13 protein-coding genes are annotated in these 21122 nt (G+C 69.4%); all 13 read right to left on the bottom strand.

Annotated features, from left to right (window positions below; genetic code table 11):
• Positions 1–373: 373 nt before the first annotated feature.
• The 13 genes from gspD to C1930_RS03080 all read right to left on the bottom strand — a co-directional run bounded on the left by gspD (position 374) and on the right by C1930_RS03080 (position 20807).
• Entirely contained in the window at positions 374–2578 is a 2205-nt protein-coding gene (gene gspD, locus C1930_RS03140) for a type II secretion system secretin GspD (RefSeq protein WP_108771066.1), read from the bottom strand.
• A gap of 9 nt (positions 2579–2587) precedes the next feature.
• Entirely contained in the window at positions 2588–3388 is an 801-nt protein-coding gene (locus C1930_RS03135) for a general secretion pathway protein GspN (RefSeq protein WP_108771065.1), read from the bottom strand.
• Complete coding sequence (gspM, locus tag C1930_RS03130) at positions 3385–4101, bottom strand: type II secretion system protein GspM (protein WP_108757634.1); 717 nt, start codon at positions 4099–4101, stop codon at positions 3385–3387. Before gspM ends, C1930_RS03135 begins: the two co-directional genes overlap by 4 nt.
• Positions 4082–5239, bottom strand: coding sequence for a PilN domain-containing protein (locus tag C1930_RS03125; protein ID WP_108771064.1), 1158 nt, complete (start codon positions 5237–5239; stop codon positions 4082–4084). The genes gspM and C1930_RS03125 overlap by 20 nt, the downstream gene beginning before the upstream one ends.
• The gene (locus C1930_RS03120; RefSeq protein WP_108755376.1) at positions 5236–6099 is read right to left on the bottom strand and encodes a general secretion pathway protein GspK; all 864 of its coding nucleotides are present in this window, start codon (positions 6097–6099) and stop codon (positions 5236–5238) included. The genes C1930_RS03125 and C1930_RS03120 overlap by 4 nt, the downstream gene beginning before the upstream one ends.
• Complete coding sequence (locus C1930_RS03115; protein ID WP_108752133.1) at positions 6096–6731, bottom strand: type II secretion system protein J; 636 nt, start codon at positions 6729–6731, stop codon at positions 6096–6098. Before C1930_RS03115 ends, C1930_RS03120 begins: the two co-directional genes overlap by 4 nt.
• Complete coding sequence (locus C1930_RS03110) at positions 6728–7147, bottom strand: prepilin-type N-terminal cleavage/methylation domain-containing protein (RefSeq protein WP_108748474.1); 420 nt, start codon at positions 7145–7147, stop codon at positions 6728–6730. Before C1930_RS03110 ends, C1930_RS03115 begins: the two co-directional genes overlap by 4 nt.
• Entirely contained in the window at positions 7144–7638 is a 495-nt protein-coding gene (locus C1930_RS03105) for a GspH/FimT family pseudopilin (RefSeq protein ID WP_108755373.1), read from the bottom strand. Before C1930_RS03105 ends, C1930_RS03110 begins: the two co-directional genes overlap by 4 nt.
• Positions 7639–7644: 6 nt before the next feature.
• Positions 7645–8088: a type II secretion system major pseudopilin GspG gene (gspG, locus tag C1930_RS03100; protein WP_108755372.1), complete on the bottom strand. Its 444-nt coding sequence runs from the start codon at positions 8086–8088 to the stop codon at positions 7645–7647.
• Between the two features lie 49 nt (positions 8089–8137).
• A complete protein-coding gene (locus C1930_RS03095; protein ID WP_108748471.1) occupies positions 8138–9358 on the bottom strand; it encodes a type II secretion system F family protein in 1221 nt (406 codons plus the stop codon).
• Between the two features lie 24 nt (positions 9359–9382).
• Positions 9383–11104, bottom strand: a complete 1722-nt coding sequence (gene gspE, locus C1930_RS03090; protein WP_108752131.1) for a type II secretion system ATPase GspE — start codon at positions 11102–11104, stop codon at positions 9383–9385.
• Between the two features lie 150 nt (positions 11105–11254).
• Entirely contained in the window at positions 11255–13117 is a 1863-nt protein-coding gene (locus tag C1930_RS03085; protein ID WP_108772529.1) for a S8 family peptidase, read from the bottom strand.
• Between the two features lie 187 nt (positions 13118–13304).
• Complete coding sequence (locus tag C1930_RS03080; protein ID WP_108771063.1) at positions 13305–20807, bottom strand: ESPR-type extended signal peptide-containing protein; 7503 nt, start codon at positions 20805–20807, stop codon at positions 13305–13307.
• Positions 20808–21122 lie beyond the last annotated feature (315 nt).

Below are 21122 nucleotides of genomic sequence, written 5' to 3'. Positions count from 1 at the left end.
GCCGCGGCATCCATGCCGCGGACACCCCCGCAACCGGACCCACCCCGCCTTCGACAGTTTCCAGCGATCTGTTGGAACAGCTCGGGGTCGGATCCCGTTGCTGCGCAACGGGCTCTGACCCAGATGGTTTTGGATATCTGACAGATGTGTCGACCAAGGTCGACACCTACCAACAGCAGAGGAGAACTGTCAGAGGTGGGGCGGTGTCGGAGGGCGGGGTGTCAGCCGCATGGATGCGGCTGCCAAGCCTACAAGGACGTACTTGCGGCGTCCCCGCACTCCGACACCGGCCCGCCCCCCACGGAATGCCCGCCTTTGCCGTTGCCGTTGCCGTGGCCTTGAGGCAGGTGCAGGGCTGCAAGCCCTGCCGGCCTTACTTCTTGCGGGCGCCGGGGGCGATCGGCTCCATGGCGCGGAAGCGGCTGCTGTATTCGTCGGTCAGCGCGCGCGCTTCCTGGCCGTTGCGCACGATCGTGGGGGTCAGCAGCACGATCACTTCGGAACGTCGGCTGTTGCGCGTCTTGCTGCCAAACAGCGCGCCCACCACCGGAATCCGGCTCAGGCCAGGAATGCCGTTGTGGCCATCGGTGCCCGAATCGGTGATCAGGCCGGCCAGCATGATCGTGTCACCACTCTGGATGGCCGCTTCGGTGGACAGCTTGCGGGTGGAAATGCGCGGGTTGCACTGGGTGCGGGTCGGATCGCAGTTGGCCGCCACTTCGCCGGCGCTGCTCACTTCCTGCACGATGTCCATGAACACCGTGCCATCGCGCGTTACCCGCGGGCGCACCTTCAGGATCACGCCGGTGTCGATGTACTGCACCTGGCTGTAGGTGTTGTCGGTGCCCACGCCGGTGTTCACCGACACCGTGCTGATCGGCACCTTGTCGCCCACGTTCAAGGTGGCTTCGGCGTTGTTGCGCACGAAGATCGACGGGGTCTGCAGCAGGCGCAGGTCGGTGACCTTGTCCAGCGCGCTGACCACGGCGGCGGCATTCTTGCCCAGGAAGGTCCAGCCCAGCCCTTCACTGCCGGTGATCGCGCCGGCGAAGGTGCCCCACACGTTGCGGCCCAGGGCGCTGGGCAGGGTGGCATCGCCGGTGGCGCCGGGGAAGGTCTGGCCCTGCACGGCATTCTCGAAGTACCAGTTCACGCCGTAGCTCAATTCGCCCTGCAGCGAGACTTCGGCCACCTGCGCTTCGATATGCACCTGCAGCGGCATGACGTCCAGCTTCTCGATCACTTCGCGGATCGACCGCCAGGCCTGCGGGGTGGCGCGTACCAGCAGCGCATTGGTTTCTTCCACCGCCGACACGCCAACGGTATCGCCTTCCACGTCCAGGCTGACGCTGATGTTGCCTTCCTGGCGCTGCGGCAGGTTCATGGTGCTGGCCATGCCGCTGCTGCTGGAACCCGTGCTGCCCAGCGTGCTGCTGTCGGTGCGGGTGTCGGTCTGGCCAGTGCTGTCCAGCTGCATCGGCTGCGCACCCGGGGCCAGGGTGGTGGCACTGCCGCGATTGTTGCGGTTGTTGCTGCTGGCAAACGCCTCGGACAGGCGCTGGGCCAGGTCACGCGCCTTGATGTAACGCAGTTCGTAGGAGAACAGGCGGGCGCTGCCACCGGCGGTGTCGATGCGGTCCAGCCACTGCTGGATCTGGTCCAGGTAGCGCGCCTGCGGGGTGATGACCAGCACGGCGTTGGCGTTCTCCAGCGGCAGGAAACGGAACATGCCGGCGCTGGGGGTCTTGCTGTCTTCGCCGAAGACTTTCTCCAGATCGGCAGCCACCTGTTCGGCCTTGCCGGACTGGATCGGGAACACGCCCACCGACATGCCCGACAGCCAGTCCACGTCGAAGATCTCGACGGTGTGCAGATAGTTTTCCAGTTCGGCACGGGTGCCGCCCAGGGTGATCACGTTGCGCCCGGTATCGACATTGACGATGGCGTTGGGCCGCGCGTACGGCTCCAGCACCTTCTTCATTTCGCTGGCGGAGATGAACTGCAGCGGCACCACCCGCACCTCGAAGCCACGGGCACTGGAGGCCGGTGCGGTACTGGGCGCGACGGTGCCGGCCAGGGCCTGGTCGGCGGCGACGATGTTGTAGCGGCCGCCGCTGTAGACCATGCGCGCGTTGTTCCAGCCCAGCACCATCTCCAGCAGGTTCAGTGCCTGTGCCGGCGACACCGGCTTGGGCGTGGCCAGGGTGACCGTGCCCTGCACGCCCGGTGCGATCACGTAGTTCTGGCCCAGCATGTCACCCAGGATGGCCTTGACCACCGCGTGTACCGATTCACCCTCGAAATTGAAGGTGGCACTGCCGCTGCTGGCGGTATTCAGCGCCGGCGACGGTGCGCGCGCGGCCTCGCGGTTGATCATGGTGCCGCTGCCACGACGGATGACCGCCTGCGGCGCGCCGCTCTGGCCATCACCTTCGGCCACCTGCGCATCGGCGGCGGCCTGGCCGGCCGGCGGCGTGGGTTGCGGGTTGCCGTTGCGCTGCACGTGCGGGCCGGACACCGTGGTGCAGCCGACCAGCAGCGCAAGGAGGAACGAGGAAGAAAGGAAACGCAGGTTCATGCATTCACTCTATCGGTTGGTGCCATCGCCCGTGGGCGGCGACGGTTGTTGCTGCTGCTGTTGTTGCTGCTGCAGCTGACGGCGACGGGCCTGTATGCGTTCGCGGATGGCCTGCATCTGCGCTTCGCTGGGACCGTTGGCATTGGTGTTGGGGGCAGGCGTGCTCTGCGCCGCCGGACCGGCAGTCGCAGAGGCCGCAAGGTCGACCGGGCGCTGGGCGCTGCTGTTGCTGCCGCTGGCCGGGCTGGGTGGCGGTGGCGGCACCACCACGCCTGCCGGCGGCACCGCGCCATTGGCCCCGCGCAGCACGGTCGGCGGTTCGCCGCCCTGCCCGTTGAAGGTGGCCAGTTCCAGCACCTGGTTGCCCGACGGGCCGATGACCGTGGCCTGGCGCGGTTCCAGCGCGACCAGCTGCCAGCCGTCCACGGCCTCGCCGTTCAGGCGCAGGCGCAGTGAGCGGTTCTGTTCGGTGGTGAAGGTGGCCATGCTGAAATTGTCGGTCAGCAGCACACCGGTCAGGCGCAGGGCCGCGCTGGCGGCCGGTTCGCTGCCGCCCAGCAGATACGGGCGCGGGCGCCGGTCTTCGGCGAACAACGGGCGTTCGCTGATGGCGCTGTAACTGTCGGCCGCAGCCATGCGTTCGGGCGCCAGTGGCGGCAGCGAGGGCAATGCTGCGGCACGGTCGGCATCGTCCGGGCCTGCTGGCAGGCGGCTGCCCAGGCCGAAGCCGGTGGCCAGCCACAGCGCGCCTGCCCAGCCGGCCACGGCCAGCAGCAGCCCCATGCGCAGCGGAAGCGCATCGAGTTTCATTCGGCGCCCTCCCCTGCATCGGAATCGGCGGCGGCATCGGCCGCGGCATCCGCAGCCGGCTCAGCCGGAGCGGCCGCTTCCGGTGCAACGCCCGCAGCGTTGGCAACCGCCGGTGCCGCGCTGTCGGCCGCCGCGCCGGGCAACAGGTAACCGGCCAGCTCGAAGGACACATCCAGGCCCAGGCCGGATTCATTGGCCGACTGCTGGAAGCGCTGCGCGATCAGGTTCAGGTTGTCCACGAACAGACGCGGGCTGCCGGTTTCCAGGCTGTGCAGCACGGTGGCCAGCTCGGCCACGCCACAGCGCAGCCGCACCTGCATGGCCACGCGCACGAATTCGGCATCGCGTCGGTTGTCGGTCAGCGGCGTGCGGTTGCTGATCGTGCAGCTGCGATTGCCGGGGCTGGCCATGGCCACCGCATCCTGCAGCCGTGCGCCCAGCGCGGCGGCAGCCGCTTCGGCGGTGGCTTCGCGCAGGAAGCCGGGCCGCTGTTCCAGCACCTGGCGGGTTTCCTTCAAGCGTTGTTCGATCTGCGGCTGCTGCTGCAGCTGCGCCTGCACGCGTTGCTGGCGTTCGCGCAGCGCGGCCACGTCTTCGTTGATGGCCAGCAGCGGCTGGGTGAACCAGGGGTGCACCAGCAGCAGGTAGGCCACGCCCAGCACGGCCAGCAGCAGGGCCAGCGCCAGCCAGCGGTCACGGCGCGGGTTGGGCATCGGCATCGGCCGCCTCCTTGCGTGCAGCGGGGGCGGCGGCGGCGGCCGGCAACGGCTGCAGTTCGGCGGTCAGGGTGAAGCGGTCGCGGCCACTGCTGGCGCCGTCGGCCTGCAGCACGCCGGTCAGGTTCACCTTGCGCCACTGCGGCGCATCCTGCAGCAGCGCGACCAGTTGCGATGCCTGCCCACTGAGCCCGATCAACTGCAGGCTGTTGTTTTCGATCGCCAGTTTTTCCAGATAGGTGCCGTCGGGCAGGCGCCGGGTCAGCTCGGTCCACAGTTCCACCGTGGTGGCACGCTGGCTGCGCTGCTTTTCCAGGAAGGCGGCGCCGTCGATCAGCGCCTGCAGCTGGCTGCGTTCACTGGCCACGCCGCGGGCACTGCGGGCGCTGCGCTCGACCTGTTCGCGCAGGGCGTCGGCGGCGTCGCGCCGGTTGTCCAGCAACTGCAGTGCGGCCAGCACCAGCATCAGCAACGCCGCGGCCGCCAACACCAGGTTCCAGCGCCGGCTGGGATCCACGCGGCGCTGGCGCTGCGCCGGCGGCAGCAGGTTCACCTGCAGCGTGTGGCCGTGTTCGTCGATGGCATCCACGCCGGCCAGGGCATCGGCCCAGTCACCGGCCTGGCTGCGCCAGGTGTCCAGCTGGCGCAGCGGCCAGGCGACCAGCTCGACCTGCAGCAGGCCATCGCCGGCCGTGCCCAGGGCGCGCACGTCGTAGCTGACCTGGCTGGCCTCGAAGGGTGTCTGCCGGTCGATTTCATAGCCCACCACGGCGTGCAGGCGATCGGCGGCGGCGCTGGGCAGGCGCAGGCTGCGGCGCAGGACCTGTGCCACCGGCAGCAGCCAGACGCGCGGCAGGCGCCGCAGGCGCGGTTCCAGCACGCGGTCCAGATCGGCCGGCGCCAGCGGCCACGGCAGGCGCACCACGCGTTCGGGGCCGGCGCTGCCATCACGCCAGACCTGCACCTGGTCGCCGTCGCGCTGCAGCAGCAGACGCGCCTGCGACCAGCCCAGCGCCCACTGCCAGCGTGCCGGCACCCAGGCCAGCAACGATTGCCGCCACCAGCGCAGGAAATGGCCGACGCCAGGGCCGATCCGGCCCTGCACCTGCCGCACGCTGTCCTGCCATGCTGTCATCTTGCTGCCATTCCCTGCTCCCAGCGAAGCACTGTGTAGGTCTGGCCGGGCACTCCGCCCGAGCCGTTGCGTACCACCGCCTTCAGAACCGACTGGCGTCCACTGCCGTCGATGGCGCGGCACTCGATACTATAGGTGCCGCTGCCGCTGGCAAGGGTTGACGTGCCCGCACCTGAATCTTCGTCACGCTCCTGCTGGGCCCGTTGCGCCAATACCTGCTCGGCGTCCAGCCCCAGCGCCGCCAGCACCGGGGCGGTGGCGAAGCGCGGATCGGGCCGCGCCATGCGGCTGTACAGGGTGATGTGCGGCAGCATGGCCTGGTACAGCGCCGCGCGCATGCCCAGCACCCGCTGCAGCTCGCCCAGGGTTTCAAAGCGCTTGTTGCGCGGGCCATACGGCAGGCCGGCCGCTGCGTAGTCGGGCGCTTCGGCGCCACCGCCGGGCTGCTGCAGGCTGTCCTCGTCGCGCCAGTCGATGATGGCCCCGGCCAGCCGCTGCGCCTCGTCGGGACTTTCGCCCAATGCCTTCAGGAAGGCGGTGAGCAGCGCAGCGTCGGCGACATTCAGATTGATCTTGCCGTTCTCGTCCACCACGCGGATATCCACGCGGGCATCGTCGAACTGCCACCGGTAGGTGCGGCCGTCGGCCTGCCAGGCCGGGCGCTGCGGATCGGCGCGCAGTCGCATCAGCGCATATTCCAGGCCGGCACGCGCACGTTCCTGGCCGCGCCCGTCGTCATCCAGCACCCGCTGCTGCAGGTGCTCGACCCGGGCGGTCAGCGCGAATGCGCCCACCAGCGCGGTCATCAGTGCGATCAGCCACAGCACCAGCACCAGCGCGGCCCCGCGCCTGGTCCTCATCGGATGCCTCCGGCGGCACCACCGGCACGCAGGGCAACCACCAGCGGCGGCCAGGCCGGGCCGCGCGCGGGTCGCACCTGCACTTCCACCAGCAACGGCAGGCGGCGGGTATCGTCCCAGCGTGGCAACCAGTCGGTCATCTGGCCGCTGGCGGCATCCACGCCGCGGTAGCGCAGCTGCACATCACGCAGGTGCTCGGCCAGCACTTCCGGCGCACGCGGCGGGGTTTCCGGCAGCTGTTCGCCTTCCTGCAGCAGCACCAGGCCCAGCAACAGGCGGCGCTCGCCGGCCTGCCCCTCCACCTGCAGCGCGTGCAGGTAGGGGCCGCCGCGGCCCAGGTAACCCGGCAGATCGGCCACGAACTGCATGCCGCTTTCATCGCCACTGAAGTACACCGGCTCGCGGGTGGGGTCCGGTACTTCCATCGGACTGCGCAGCGCTGCACTCAACTGCCGCCGCAGCAGCCCCTGCACCGCGCGCATGCGCTCGCTGTCGGCGGCGATCTGTTCACCACGTTGGCTGACCGCCATGGCCGAACGCACGCTGGCAAAGGCCAGCGCCAGGCCACCTGCCAGCAGCACGGTGGCCAGCATCACTTCCACCAGGGTGAAGCCGCGCGCCTGCCGTTTCACCGTGCACGCTCCAGGTCCGGCGGCAGCAGGCGCAGACTGCGCCAACGCAATTGTTCGCGCGCGCCATCGCCCCAGCGCACCTGCAACTGCAGTTCGGCCAGCCACGGCGCGCCAGGGGAATCGGCGACCGGCACGTTGCCCGCGCGCGGCTCCACCCAGGGCTGCACCTGCAGTTCCCAATGGAAGCGCCCCTGCTCCCACTCGCCCTGCTGGCGCCCGGCCTGCAGCGGTTCCTCCACCCCGGCGGCGGCCAGCAGCGATTGCGCATGCAGCACCGCACGGGTGCGCAGCTCGGCGTCCTTCACCTGCCGCGCGCCGCCTGACAGGCTGCCCAGCAGCAAGGTCAGCGCCAGGCCCAGCAGGGCGAAGGCCACGATCACTTCCAGCAGGGTGAAGCCACGCGCGCGCCGCTTCATTGCGCCTGCCACGGGCCGGAGCGTACTTCGCCGGTCAGCCAGCCCACGTCGATGCGCCATTCGGCGCTGTCGCGCTGCAGGCGGATGCGGCCACCGCTGGCGCCGCCGTCCGGATGGAACTCGATCACGCCCTGTCCCGGCCCCGTGGACAACTGAGCGGCGCCTTCGAACTGCACCTGCAGCGTTTCCGGCAGCGTGCCCTGGCGCTGGTTGGCGCCGGTCCAGCGGTGCTGCGCCGGTTCGATAACGAACCGCTGCGGTTCGCCCCGCGCGATGGCCTGGGCGCGCACCATGCGCAGCTGGTTGGCGATGTCCTTGCCGGCGCTGCGCAGCTGCATGCCGGCAAAGCCGCGCGACAGGCCCGCGGCGGTGATCAGGCCGATGGCGGCGATCAGCGCGATCACCAGCAGCATTTCCAGCAGCGACAGGCCCGCTGCACGCCTGCCGTGCAGGCGCGGGCGGGGCAACCGGCGCGGCAGGATGCGGATCATGCAGGCTTACGGCTCGTAGCGGATATCGGCATCGACGCTGCTGCCGCCCTGCTTGCCATCCTTGCCCAGGCTGATCAGATCGTAGGGCTGGCCTTCACCCGGTGCGCGGTATTCCAGCGCATGCCCCCACGGGTCGTTCAGATCGGCCGCCTTGGCGTACGGGCCCAGCCAGCCACCGGTGCCGGCCGGGGCGTTGATCAGGTCTTCCAGCGTGCCCGGCAGCTTGCCGGTATCGAGCTGGTAGTTGTCGATCTTCGATGCCACGGTCTGCACCTGCGCCTTGGCGATGTTGGCCTTGCCGCGGTCGGCGCCGCCCAGCACGCGGCTGGCGACCAGGGTCAGCACCGCGCCGATCAGCACGATGACGATGATGATTTCCAGCAGGCTCATGCCCGACTGGTGGCGGGCGCCGGTGAAGGAAAGGCGGATCGGTCGACGGGAAGCAATCATGGTCGGTCCTTTCAGGTACGGAACAGCGGGAGTGTGGGAAGGGCCATCATCAACCGATGGCATTGGTCAGGTCGTACAGCGGCACCAGCACGGCCACGATCACCGCGCCGACCACCGAGGCCAGCACCAGGGTGATGGCCGGCACCATGGCCGCCAGCAGGCGATCGATGCGGCGGGCACTGTCCTGTTCGAAGGTGTCGGCCGCCTTCAGCAGCATGGTGTCCAGCGCGCCGGATTCTTCGCCCACCTGGATCATCTGCAGGGCCAGGCGCGGGAAGCGCTTGCCGCGCGACAATGCCAGCGACAGGCCGGCACCGTTCTTCACTTCGTCTGCGGCGCTGTCCACATCGGTGGCCAGCGCGCGGTTGCCCAGCACGTTGCGGGCGATGCCCAGCGCGCCCAGCAGCGGCACGCCGTTGCGCAGCAGGGTGCCCAGGGTACGCGCCAGGCGTGCGGTTTCCAGTTCGCCCAGCAGGCGGCCGATGCCACGGCGCTGCAGCAGCCAGCCATCCAGTGCCAGGCGGAACGCGGGCTGGCGCAGTTTGCGTTCCAGCAGCAGCACCAGCACCGCCGGCACCACCAGCAGCAGGATCCACCAGTCGCGCACGAACAGGCCGATCTGCAGCACGATGTTGGTGAACCATGGCAGCGCCACGTCCAGGCTTTCGTACATCTGCGCGAACTGCGGCACCACGTAGCCCAGCAGGAACAGCAGCGCACCGCCCACCACCACCAGCAGGATGGCCGGGTAGACCAGGGCATTGACCACCTTGCCCTGCAGCGCGCGGCTGCGTTCCAGGTAATCGGCCAGGCGCTGCAGCGTGTCGTGCAGGCTGCCACCGGCTTCGCCGGCACGCACCATGTTCACGTACAGGCGCGAGAACAGACCGTGCTGCCGTTCCAGTGCCGTGGACAGCGGCGCGCCGCCACGCACCACGTCGCGGATGTCGGTGATCGCCCGGCGCGAGCGCTCGTCTTCGGGCAGGCCGAGCAGGATCGACAGTGCGCGATCCAGCGGCTGCCCAGCGGCCAGCAAGGTGGCCAGCTGCTGGGTGAACTGCAGCAACGCCGCGCCCTGCAGCGGCCGCGGCCGGAACAGGCCACGCAGGCTGCTGCCGCCCACGGCGCCGCCATCGGCCAGCCGGGTTTCCATGGGCAGATGCCCCTGGTCCTGCAGGCGCGCGATCAGCTCGGCTTCGCTGGCCGCTTCCATCTGGCCATCGAAGACTTCGCCATGCGGGTTCAGCGCCTTGTAGCGGTAGTTCGGCATGTCAGCAGCAGGCTCCGGCGCGCATCAACCCTCCTCGGTCACGCGCAGCACTTCTTCGATGGTGGTCTGCCCGCTCAACGCCTTGGCCAGGCCATCTTCGTACATGGTGCGCATGCCGGCCTCGCGGGCGATGCGTTCGATCTCGCCCATGCCATCGCGGCGCATCACCGCGCGCCGCAGCGCATCGTTCATCACCAGGAATTCCATGATGGTGGTGCGCCCCAGGTAACCGGTAGGCGCCAGCGCCGACGGCTTCGGTCGGAACAGATGGATGGTGCCCTGCGGCTGCAGGCGGCGCAGTTCGAAACGTTCGATTTCCTCCGGCGAGGCCTCGTAGCGCTCGGCGTGGGTGGGCTCCAGGCGGCGCACCAGGCGCTGGGCCAGGATGCCGTTGATGGTGGACGTCAGCAGATAGTCTTCCACGCCCATGTCGAGCAGGCGGGTGATGCCACCGGCGGCGTTGTTGGTATGCAGGGTGGACAGCACCAGGTGACCGGTCAGCGCCGACTGGATCGCGATGCGCGCGGTTTCCAGATCGCGCATTTCGCCGATCATGATGATGTCCGGATCCTGGCGCACGATGCTGCGCAGCGCGTTGGCGAAATCCAGGCCGATCTGCGGCTTGGCCTGGATCTGGTTGATGCCTTCGATCTGGTATTCGACCGGGTCTTCGACGGTGATGATCTTGACGTCGGCGGTATTGAGCTGGCTGAGCGCGGTGTACAGCGTGGTGGTCTTGCCCGACCCAGTGGGACCAGTGACCAGCAGGATGCCGTGCGGTTGTTCCAGCACCTTGCGGAACTGCGGCAGGAAGGCATCGGTGAAACCGAGACGGTGGAAGTCGAACACCACGGTTTCGCGGTCGAGCAGGCGCATGACCACGCTTTCGCCGTGCGCGGTGGGAACGGTGCTGACACGCAGGTCGAGTTCCTTGCCCTGCACGCGCAGCATGATGCGGCCATCCTGCGGCAGGCGGCGCTCGGCGATGTTCAAGCGCGCCATGATCTTGATGCGGCTGATCACCGCCGCGGTCAGGTTGGCCGGCGGGCTTTCGCCCTCCACCAGCACGCCGTCCACGCGGTAACGCACCTTCAGCCGGCTTTCAAACGGTTCAACGTGGATATCGGAGGCGCGCAGTTCCACCGCCCGCTGGATGACCAGGTTGACCAGGCGGATGACCGGTGCTTCCGAGGCCAGGTCGCGCAGGTGTTCGATATCGTCCACCGCGCCGCCTTCACCATCGGCGGTTTCCACGATGGCGCCCATCGCACTGCGGCCCTGGCCGAACCAGCGTTCAACCAGATCGTCGATCTCCGCGCGCATGCCCAGCACCGGGGTGACCGGCACGCCCAGCGCCAGCTGCACGGCCTGCTGCGGGTAGGGATCGTGCGCATCGGCCAGCCAAAGCCGTACACCGTGTTCGTCCAGCGCCAACGGGCAGACATGGAACTGCTTGAGGAACCGCTGCGACAGCGGCAGCCCTTCGGCCAGCGACTGCGGCGGAGCTTCGGGCAACTGTTTGCCTTCCAGCAGCGGCAGGCCGAGCACGTCGGCGCTGGCCTGCGCCTGGTCACGTTCGGAGACCAGGCCCAGCCGCACCAGCAGCGCCAGCAGGCTGCCGCCGGCTTCGGCATGCAGCGGGCGCGCGCGCGCCAGGTCAGCATCCTTCAACCGGCCACGCGACAGCAGGGCATCCAGGATGCGGCCTTCGGCGTCGTCGTGGGCGGTAGCAGCGAGCGCGTTCACATGACTCTCCTGTCGATCGCCCTGACTTTAGCAGTTTGGCCGGGGTTTCCGCCGTCCTGCACGCGCAGGACAACAAAAGACGACGCCCGTCACCTTCCGGTAACGGGCGCCGCCAATTCACTTACGACAACATGTGCAACCGCTGGGCCGTTACTGGGTGGCCAGGATGGTCACGCCGCCGAATGCCGCCTCGCCCACCACCTTCACGTAGTAGGTACCGGCAACCGGCTTGGCCACGCGCACGGTTTCGGTGTTGCCCGGGCGGGTCGACTTGGCATCGTTGTCGGTGGCGGTGGGCACGCGGCCCTGCGCCAGGTAGACCGACACATTGCCGGTGCCGCCATAGGTCAGCACGCTCAGCTGCTTGCCGGCTTCAGCCTGGAAGGTGTAGACGGTTTCGCTGCCGGCGGCGCCGGCCACGCCACTGACGGCGACCTTGTTGGTCAGCGGAATGCCTTCCGGTTCGCAGTTCTCGGTGCACGGTTCCTTCAGCGCAGCATCCAGTGCGGCCTTGGCATCAACGATGCCGGTGCCGATCGGGGTGGCGGCCGGAATGGTGACCGGGAAGCGACGTGCCGACTGCTTCAGCAGCGTTTCCAGCTCAGCCGGGCTGAGCGGATCCTTGCCATTGGCAGCCAGTGCGCTCTGCACCAGGGCGGCCACGGCAGCCACGTGCGGCGAGGACATGGAGGTACCGCCCTTGCCCATCAGCACCCACTCACCGGCATCGGGCGTGGTGTCGGAGCTGGAGCCGACCTGCCAGATGTAGCCGTTCGGGTTGCCGTCCACGCTGCCACCGCCACCCGGTGCGGCCAGATCGACCACCGTGCCGTAGTTGGAGTAGTAGGTGATGCCGCCGGTGACGCGGGTGGCGCCGACCGAGACCACGTTGGCGCAGCTGGACGGACGGTAGTTGGCGGCGTTGTCGGTGTCATTGCCGGCCGCCACCACCACCAGGGTGCCGCGCGAGACGGCGCCATTGATTGCATCCTGGTAGGCCGCGTCGCACGCGCCACCGCCGCCCAGGCTCATGTTGATGATTTCAGCCGGGGTGGTGTTGGCCGGAATGCCGGCCACGGTGCCACCGGAGGCCCAGGTGATGGCGTCGCTGATGTCGGCCAGGGTGCCGCCGCACTTGCCGAGCACGCGCACCGGCAGCACCTTGGCCTTGTAGGCCAGGCCCGCCAGCGCGCTGCCGTTGTTGGTCACTTCGGCGATGGTGCCGGCCACGTGGGTGCCGTGCCAGGAGCTGCCTTCCGGCTGCGAGCCGTTGTAGCACTCGTTGGCCGTTTCCACCCAGTCACCGTAGTCGGTGGCGCCCGGGGCGCGACCGTCGGTCGGGCGGCGCGAGGATTCCTTGTCGCTGATGAAGTCGTAGCCCGGCAGCAGGTTGTCGCCGAAGTCCGGCACGCCCGGCAGGATGCCGGTGTCGAGCACAGCCACGACCACGCCTTCGCCCTGCGAGACATCCCACGCCGCCGGCGCGTTCACGCCGCTGGTGGCGTTGTAGAAGTTCCACTGGTACTGGGTGTAGTTCGGATCGTTGGGCACCAGTGCCGGCTGCGCGTTGCTGGCGCGCAGGTCCGAACGCTGCAGGCGCACGTTGGCCACGGCGTACTGCACCGACGGATCGGCGTTCAGCTCGGCCAGCACCTTCTTCATTTCCGCGCCGGCCAGGCGCGACTTCAGGCGGATCAGATCGCTACCGGTGCCGAGCTTGCGCTCGACCTGCGGCGACAGCGACAGCGCGCGGCTGCTGGTGCCGCTGCTGACAATCGCGCGCGACAGCGCCGACTGCACGACGGTGAGCTTGCTCGAACGGTCACTGGCGGCGGCGGTACCGGTGCGGTACTTGACGATGATGCCGTCCACGGCCTGCTGGTCGGCGCTGGCCACACGGGCCGGTGCGCTGGGCGTGCCCGGATTGATCGCATGGGCGGCACCGACGCCGACCGTCAGCGACAGCACGGCGGCAGCCAGTACGTTGATGCGAAGGTTCTGCTTCTTGGTCACGTTCGAAATCCTCTTCAAGGTCATGGTTGAGCTTTCCTTCTCCACCCATTGCACGGGCGGAGCTCACTACGGCCATCATTCCCTGCGACTGCCCTGGCTGGCCCACCAGGGTTGCCGTGCCTCGCCCCCTCAGGCCTTCACTGCATGACGCGCCGGTGGCACGTGGCCACCGGCACGCGCTTCCCGCTTACCAGCCGAAGCCGGCACCGACGCCGACCGAGGCGTCATCACTGCTGAACGCACCGCCCAGGGTGACCGTGGCGCGATCGCTGATCGCACGCTGGTAGCCCAGCGACATCGCCGATTCGCCGCCCTGGAAACCGATGCCGACGCCGACCCGGTTCTGGGTGCGGATGCCGGCGGCACTGGTGGCCATGTTCAGCATGGCCGCACTCATCGCGCCCTGGCGGTCGATGCGGCGATCCATGTGGCGCAGGCGTCCATCGACTTCGCCCTTGAACACGTCGAAGCTGTCGGCGACGGCCTGCACGCGGCTGTCGGTGTAGCTGTTGGCGGTGGTGATGCCGCGGTCCAGCTGGCTCTTGTTCACCGCATCGGTGGCGGCCGTACCGGCGGCCACGTTGGTGACCTGGCGTTCGTTGCCCTCGCTGCCCACCGACACGGTGTTGGCACGATCGGCGATCGAACCCTGGCCCAGGGCCACCGCGTTGGCGGCCGAGGCCGTCGCGCCCTGGCCGATGGCAGTGGACGAGGCCGCACTGGCGACTGCGCCCTCACCCACGCTGACCGCACCGACGGCGGCAGCCGGCTGTGCGGCGCTGGTGCCACCCACGCTGGGCTTGGCCGGGATGTCGGTGCGCGATGCCACCGGATCCGACTCGGCCGCGGTGGACAGTTCGGCCACCGACGCCTGCGCGGTGGTGCTGGCGCTGCGCAGGCTGGCCGTGGCGGTGCTGGCGGTGCTGGCGCGGCTGGAACCACCGGCGGTGCGCTGGTCGAGCTCGGTCACCTTGCGATCCAGCGCGCCCAGTGCGTCGCCCACGTTGCTGTAGGTGCTCCCTTGGATCACGTAGTTCGGTGCCACGAACACGCCCTGCAGGCCGACGCTGGCGCCACCGCCGAGGAAGCTGGCGGCATCGCTGAGCGACTGGAACAGCTGGCCACCGGTGACCGCCTGGCGGCTGCCGGCGGCGATGCTGCCGGCGCCCACGTTGTCGATCGTGGTGCCATCCATGCCGGACAGGGTCAGGCGATCGCGGCTGGCATCGTCGTAGCCAACGGCATTGGCGGTGCTGGTTTCCATGGTGGCGATGCGCGAGTCGAAATCACCCACGCGGGTTTCCACTGCACCCACGCGCTGGTTGGTCACGTTCAACTGCGAACCGGTGACCGCATCGGTGCTGCCGGCGGCGATGCGGCCATCAGCCACGTTGACGATGCGGCGGGTGGCCGGACCGGCGGTGCCATTGCCACCACCGACCGACACCACGTTGGCTTCCACGGCGCGCGAACCGGCACCCAGGGCCACCGAGTTGTTACCAGTGACGCCACTGTTGGCACCCAGGGCCAGAGCGGCGTTGCCGATGGCGGTGGCACCACTGCCGACCGCATTGCTGCGGCTGCCGCTGGCCGTGGCGTTGGCGCCGATGGCCACCGCGTCGGTACCCGACGCCGTGGCCGTGCCGGTGCCGCTGGCCTGGAAGCGCTGGCCGACCGCGTCGGCGGTGGCGGCAACCGCATCCAGCTGGCCCTTGTTCACTGCATCGCTGGCTTCGGTACCGGCAGCGACGTTGGTGATCTGCCGCTGCGCGGTGGCCGTGCCGACCGACACCGTGTTGGCGCGTGTAGCCTGCGAACCGCTGCCCAGCGCGACGCTGTTGGCCGCACTGGCGCTGGCGTTGGCACCCAGTGCGGTGGCGTCGGCCGCATCGGCCCACGCGTTCCAGCCGATGGCGGTGGCGTAGTCGTCGGTGGCCCAGGCACCGGCACCGAACGCGGCCGAGCCGGTACCACTGGCACGGGCCGGAATCAGGCCGAAGTAGGTGCTGCCACCGATGGCCACGCTTTCATCGCCGGTGGCCTCGCTGGCATTACCCACGGCCACCGAACCGGCACCGCTGGCGGTGGCGAACACGCCGGCCGCGGTGCTGTTGGCGCCGCTGGCCAGCGTGCCGTAGCCCAGTGCCGAGCCCAGGCGACCGCTGGCTTCGCTGTAGCCACCCACGGCGGTGGTGCCATCGGCCGAGGCCGAGGCGCGGAAGCCGCTGGACAGCGACTGTGCGCCGCTGGCGATGGCTTCGGCACCGTTGGCGGTGCTGTACACGCCGCTGGCCTGTGCGCCGGCACCGGTCGCGGTGCTGCTCACTTCACTGGCGACCGCGCCGCTGCCCAGGGCGGCACTGTCTTCGCCGCTGGCCTGTGCGTTGGTGCCGACCGCTGCCGCATTGCCGCCGGTGGCCAGGCTGTTGAAGCCGACCGCAGTAGCGTTGGCCGCAACCGCCGTGGCGCCACTGCCCAGGGCAGTGCTGCCATCGCCGATCGCGTTGGCTGCTTCACCGGCGGCCAGCGCGCTCTCGCCTTCCACATAGGCGCCAGCGTCGCTGTCGTCGCTGCCGCTGGCCTGGAAGTACTTGCTGGTCGCTTCACCGGCGGCGGCCACTGCATCCAGCTGGTCCTTGTTCACCGCATCGGTGCCCTCGGTACCAGCGGCCACGTTGGTGATCTGGCGCGTATTGCCCGCACCGCCCACCGACACCGTGTTGTCACGGTCGGCAATGGAGTCGGCACCCAGGGCAACGCTGTTGGCGCCCTGCGATTCGGCTGCATTGCCCAGTGCGGTGCTGTTGGTACCCGGTGCCCAGGCGCCGCCACCGACGGCGGTGGAGTAGTCACCCGATGCTTCGGTGGCCAGCAGGCCGAACAACGAACCACCCACGGCCACCGCATTGGTGCCGGTGGCCAGGCTGCCCTGGCCGGTAGCGGTGCTGTAGGCGCCCGAGGCTTCGGCATCGCCGCCCAGGGCGACGCTGTTGGAACCGGAGGCATTGGCGAAGTTGCCCAGTGCGGTGGCGTTGAATGCCGATGCGCTGGAGTAGCCACCGATGGCCGTGCTGTAACCGCCGGTGGCTTCGGCGCCAATGCCGAAGGCCGCCGAGGCGGTGCCGCTGGCCACGCTTTCGCTGCCCACCGCGGTGGATGCCTCGCCGCTGGCGGTGCTGAAGTAGCCCACGGCCACGGCTTCTTCGCCACTGGCTTCGGACAGCACGCCGCTGGCGGTGCTGCCGGCGCCACTGGCCACGGCGGCCGCACCGAAGGCGGCACTCTGTTCGCCGCTGGCTTCACTTTCGGCACCGTGCGCGGTGGCGTACTCGCCGGTGGCCTGTGCATTGGCACCAATCGCGCTGGCGTTGGCGGCGGTGGCCAGGGCGTTGAAGCCGATGGCCTGCGCATTGCTGCCGATGGCGTTGGCACCGGCGCCCAGCGCGCTTGCACCGTCACCGATGGCATTGGCCGCTTCACCGGCCGCCAGCGCGTTGTCACCTTCCACATAGGCGCCGGCATCGCTGTCGTCGCTGCCACTGGCCTGGAAGTACTTGCTGGTCGCTTCACCAGCAGCGGCCACTGCATCGAGCTGCGACTTGTTCACCGCATCGGTGGCCTGGGTACCGGCGGCCACGTTGGTGACCTGGCGTTCGTTGCCGGTACTGCCCACCGACACGCTGCCATCGCGGTCAGCCACCGACCCTGCACCCAGCGCGACCGCATTGCTGCCGCTGGCCGTGCTGCCGGCGCCCAGTGCAATGGCGCTTTCACCGCCGGCCACCGTGTTGGTGCCGATGGCGATGCTGTTGATGCTGTTGCCCAGCGCCTGGAAGCCCAGCGCCACGCTGTTGGCGCCGTAGCTGAAAGCACCGCGGCCGACCGCCGTGGAACTGGTGCCGTTGGCCCAGCTGTTGTAGCCGATGGCGGTGGCGCCATTGGCACTGGCCCATGCGGCCGGGCCGAACGCCGAGGCGTTGCTGCCGGTAGCCCAGGCGCCGGAACCGAACGCGGTGGCGCCGGCTTCGCTGGCGGTGCTGTAACCGCCCACGGCGGTGCTGTCATCGGCCTTGGCAAACGCGCTGTCACCGATGGCGACGGCATAGCTGCCGGTGGCGCGCGACTTGCTGCCCGCCGCGAAGCTGTTGTCGCCGGTGGCCTGCGCGCCGCTGCCGAAGGCATTGCTGGTCAGCCCGGTGGCCTGCGCCGCGTTGCCCACTGCGGTGGAACCGGCCGACGCAGTGGTACCCACCTGCACCGGGTTGCCTTCGTCGTCCAGCAGCGGCTGGTTGTACTCGTCGTAGGCCTGGCCCAGGCCACCCACGGCCACCGCGCCATCGCCGTCGGCGAAGGTGTTGCGGCCCAATGCCACGGCATCGGCGCCCAGCGCGCCGGCACCGGCACCCTGCGCCAGCGCACCGGCGCCAATGGCATTGCTGGCCGAACCGGCCGCGACCGCACCTGCGCCCTCGGCATAGGCACCAGCATCGGTGCCCTCTTCGGCCTGCGCCTGGAAGAAGTGCGCGGTCGTATCGGCAGTTTCGGCCACCGCGTCGAGCTGCGCCTTGTTCACCGCATCGGTGGCTTCGGTACCGGCGGCCACGCTGGTGATCTGCCGTTCGTTGCCGCTGCTGCCCACGGCCACGCTGTTGTCACGCACCGCTTCGGAGTTCGCGCCCAGGGCCACGCTGTTGGCGCCACGCGCAGTAGCGTAGAAGCCGACCGCCGTGCTCTGCGCGCCACTGGCCCAGGTCTGTGCGCCCAGCGCGCTGGACTGTTCACCCGGTGCGTAGGCGAAGTAGCCCACCGCCGTCGCCTCGGCACCCGACGCTTCGGTGAGCGTGCCGTTGGCCGTGGCGTAGTCGCCGCTGGCAATGGCACCGGCGCCGACCGCCGTGGCGGCTTCGCCGCTGGCCTGGGTCTGCACGAAGAAGCCCAGGCCGGGAATCAGGTCGGCCGGGCCACCGATGGCCACGCTGCTGGTGCCGGTAGCCACGCTGCTGGTACCCAGCGCGGTGGAGTAATCGCCAATGGCGTTGGACACGGCGCCGAACGCCGCCGACTGCGCACCGCCGGCATAGGCACCCACGCCGTAGGCGCTGGAGGCGAAGCCACCCGCTTCAGCGCTGGCACCGACGGCGGTGCCGCCCACGCCGGCGCTGGTCGCACCGGTATCGACCGGCACGCCGCCGTTGGTGATCAGCGGGTTGCCCTGCTCATCCACCGCAGCACCACCGACGGCCACGCTACCCGGGCCGACGGCCTGCGCGTTGTTGCCGAAGGCGGCACTGTTCTGGCCGCTGGCCAATGCGTTGAAGCCGACCGCGGTGGCGTTGCTGTTGACCGCGGTGGCGCCGCTGCCGAGTGCGGTGGTGCCATTGCCCAGGGCATTGGCGGCCTCACCGGCGGCGGTGGCATTGCTGCCATCGGCGAACGCACCGGCGCTGCTGTCATCGCTGCCGGTGGCCTTGAAGTAGGTGCTGGTGTTTTCGGCCACGCTGGCCACTGCATCCAGCTGGCCCTTGTTCACCGCATCGGTGGCTTCGGTACCGTCGGCCACGTGGGTGATCTGGCGCTCGTTGCCGTCGGCGCCGACGGCCACCGTGTTGTCACGGTCGGCCTGCGAGGCGGCACCGATGGCCACGCTGTTGCTGCCATTGGCGGTGGCGCTGGCGCCCAGTGCGGTGGACTGCGCACCATCGGCCCAGGCGTTCCAGCCGATGGCCGTTGCATAGTCTTCGGTGGCCCACGCGCCGGCACCGTAGGCCGCCGCACCGTAGCCGCTGGCGCGCGCCGGAATCAGGCCGAAATAGGTGCTGCCGCCGATCGCCACGCTCTCATCGCCGCTGGCCTCGCTGGCCTCACCCACGGCCACCGAACCGGCGCCCGTGGCCGTGGCAAACACGCCGGCCGCGGTGCTGTTGGCGCCGCTGGCCACGGTGCCGTAGCCCAGCGCAGACCCGAGGCGACCGCTGGCTTCGCTGTAACCACCGACCGCGGTGGTGCCATCGGCCGAAGCCGAGGCGCGGAAGCCGCTGGACAGCGACTGCGCGCCGCTGGCGATGGCTTCGGCACCGTTGGCGGTGCTGTACACGCCGGTGGCCTGCGCGCCGGTACCGGTCGCGGTGCTGCTCACTTCGCTGGCCACCGCGCCGCTGCCCAGTGCGGCACTGTCGCTGCCGCTGGCCTGCGCGTTGCTGCCCACGGCCGCAGCATTTTCACCGGTGGCCGAGCTGTTGTAGCCCACGGCCGTCGCGTTGGCCGCAATGGCCAGTGCGCCGCCGCCCAGTGCGGTGGTGCCATCGCCGATGGCGTTGGCTGCTTCACCGGCAGCCAGTGCGCTGTCGCCCTCGGCCAGTGCGCCGGCGTCGCTGTCTTCGCTGCCGCTGGCCTGGAAATACTTGCTGGTTGCTTCGGCGGCGGCGGCCACTGCATCCAGCTGGTCCTTGTTCACCGCATCGGTGCCTTCGGTGCCGGCGGCCACGTTGGTGATCTGGCGCGTGTTGCCTGCGCCACCCACCGACACGGTGTTGTCACGGGCGGCGATGGAATCCGCACCCAGGGCGACGCTGTTGTCGCCCTGCGCTTCGGCGGCATTGCCCAGTGCCGTGCTGTTGGTACCCGGCGCCCACGCGCCGCCACCGACGGCGGTGGAGTAATCGCCCGATGCTTCGGTTGCGAGCAGGCCGAACAGGGCGCCACCGACGGCCACGCTGTTGGTGCCGCTGGCAATGCTCGCCTGGCCGGTGGCGGTGCTGTTGGCACCGCTGGCCTGTGCATCACCGCCGACCGCGACGCTGCTGGAGCCGGTGGCGTTGGCGGCATTGCCGACCGCCGTGGCATTGAATGCAGATGCGTTGGACAGGCCGCCCAGCGCGGTGCTGTAACCACCGGTGGCTTCGGCACCGACGCCGAAGCTGGCCGCTGCGGTGCCACTGGCGATGCTGCCGGCACCGACGCTGGTGCTGCCGCTGCCGCTGGCCTGGGCCTGCGCACCGACGGCCGTCGCGCTGTCGGCGCTGGCCTGCGCGGCGCTGCCCAGCGCGGTGGTGTCGTCGCCGCTGGCGCTGGCATCGGCGCCGGCGGCCAATGCGCCCTCGCCGTCGATCTGCGCCGCGTCGCTGTCATCGCCGGCACCGTCGGCCTTGAAGTAGCGGCTGCCTTCGGCGGCGGCCGCGGCCAGTGCGGCCTGGGTGGCCTGCGCCTGTGCCTGTGCCTGCGCATCCAGCTGCGCGCGGTTCACTGCATCGGTGGCCGCCGTGCCCGCGGCCACGTTGGTGATCTGCCGTTCGTTGCCGCTGGCGCCGACCGACACCGTGTTGGCGCGGTTGGCCGTCGAGCCGGCGCCCAGCGCCACGCTGTTGGCTGCGCTGGCGGTGCTGCCGGTGCCGACTGCAACGGCGTTGCGGCCACTGGCGTTGGCGCTGCCATCGACCACGCACTGGTCGATCACGCTGCTGCTGATCGTTACGCAATTGGCGTTGCCGCCCACTTCCACCGACTGCGCCTGCGCCAGGCTTGTCCAGCCCAGGGCCATCAGCAGGCCTGCGGCAAGCACCGTCGGCGCGCTGCCGCCCTGCTTCTGCCGCTTGTCGACAACCGTACCGGCCTGGTCCGAGGTTGCCAGTTCCGAGGCAACGACCAACTGACCCAATGCTTTGTTCCAGACCTTGCGATAAATCCGATTCATCGATACGGCTCCTGAGTGGACTGGTTTTTAGGCAAAGCAACGCCATCGCTGGGCCATCCGGCCCAACGTCCCCTGGGGGCGTCTATTCGCGTGATTTACGACGGTGTTCGCGCAGAACGCGCAGAGAGGCAAGAGCGCCTTCCGTTGCGCAATGCGTTACTACGAAATGAATGAATTCAAAACGGACTGGCAGTGTTAACGTGAAGATTATCTTCCGTCAAGAGTTTGACGGAACAAAACCTACTGTCGTGAACCAGTTCACCGTTTTATGCGTTTATGCGGTTATTTCGTTAGAACCACGTGAACATGTCGTAG

Source organism: Stenotrophomonas sp. SAU14A_NAIMI4_8 (assembly GCF_003086695.1).
GTDB lineage: Bacteria > Pseudomonadota > Gammaproteobacteria > Xanthomonadales > Xanthomonadaceae > Stenotrophomonas.
The sequence above is the reverse complement of the archived record's forward strand: the minus strand, read 5'-3'. Positions and strand labels throughout refer to the sequence as shown.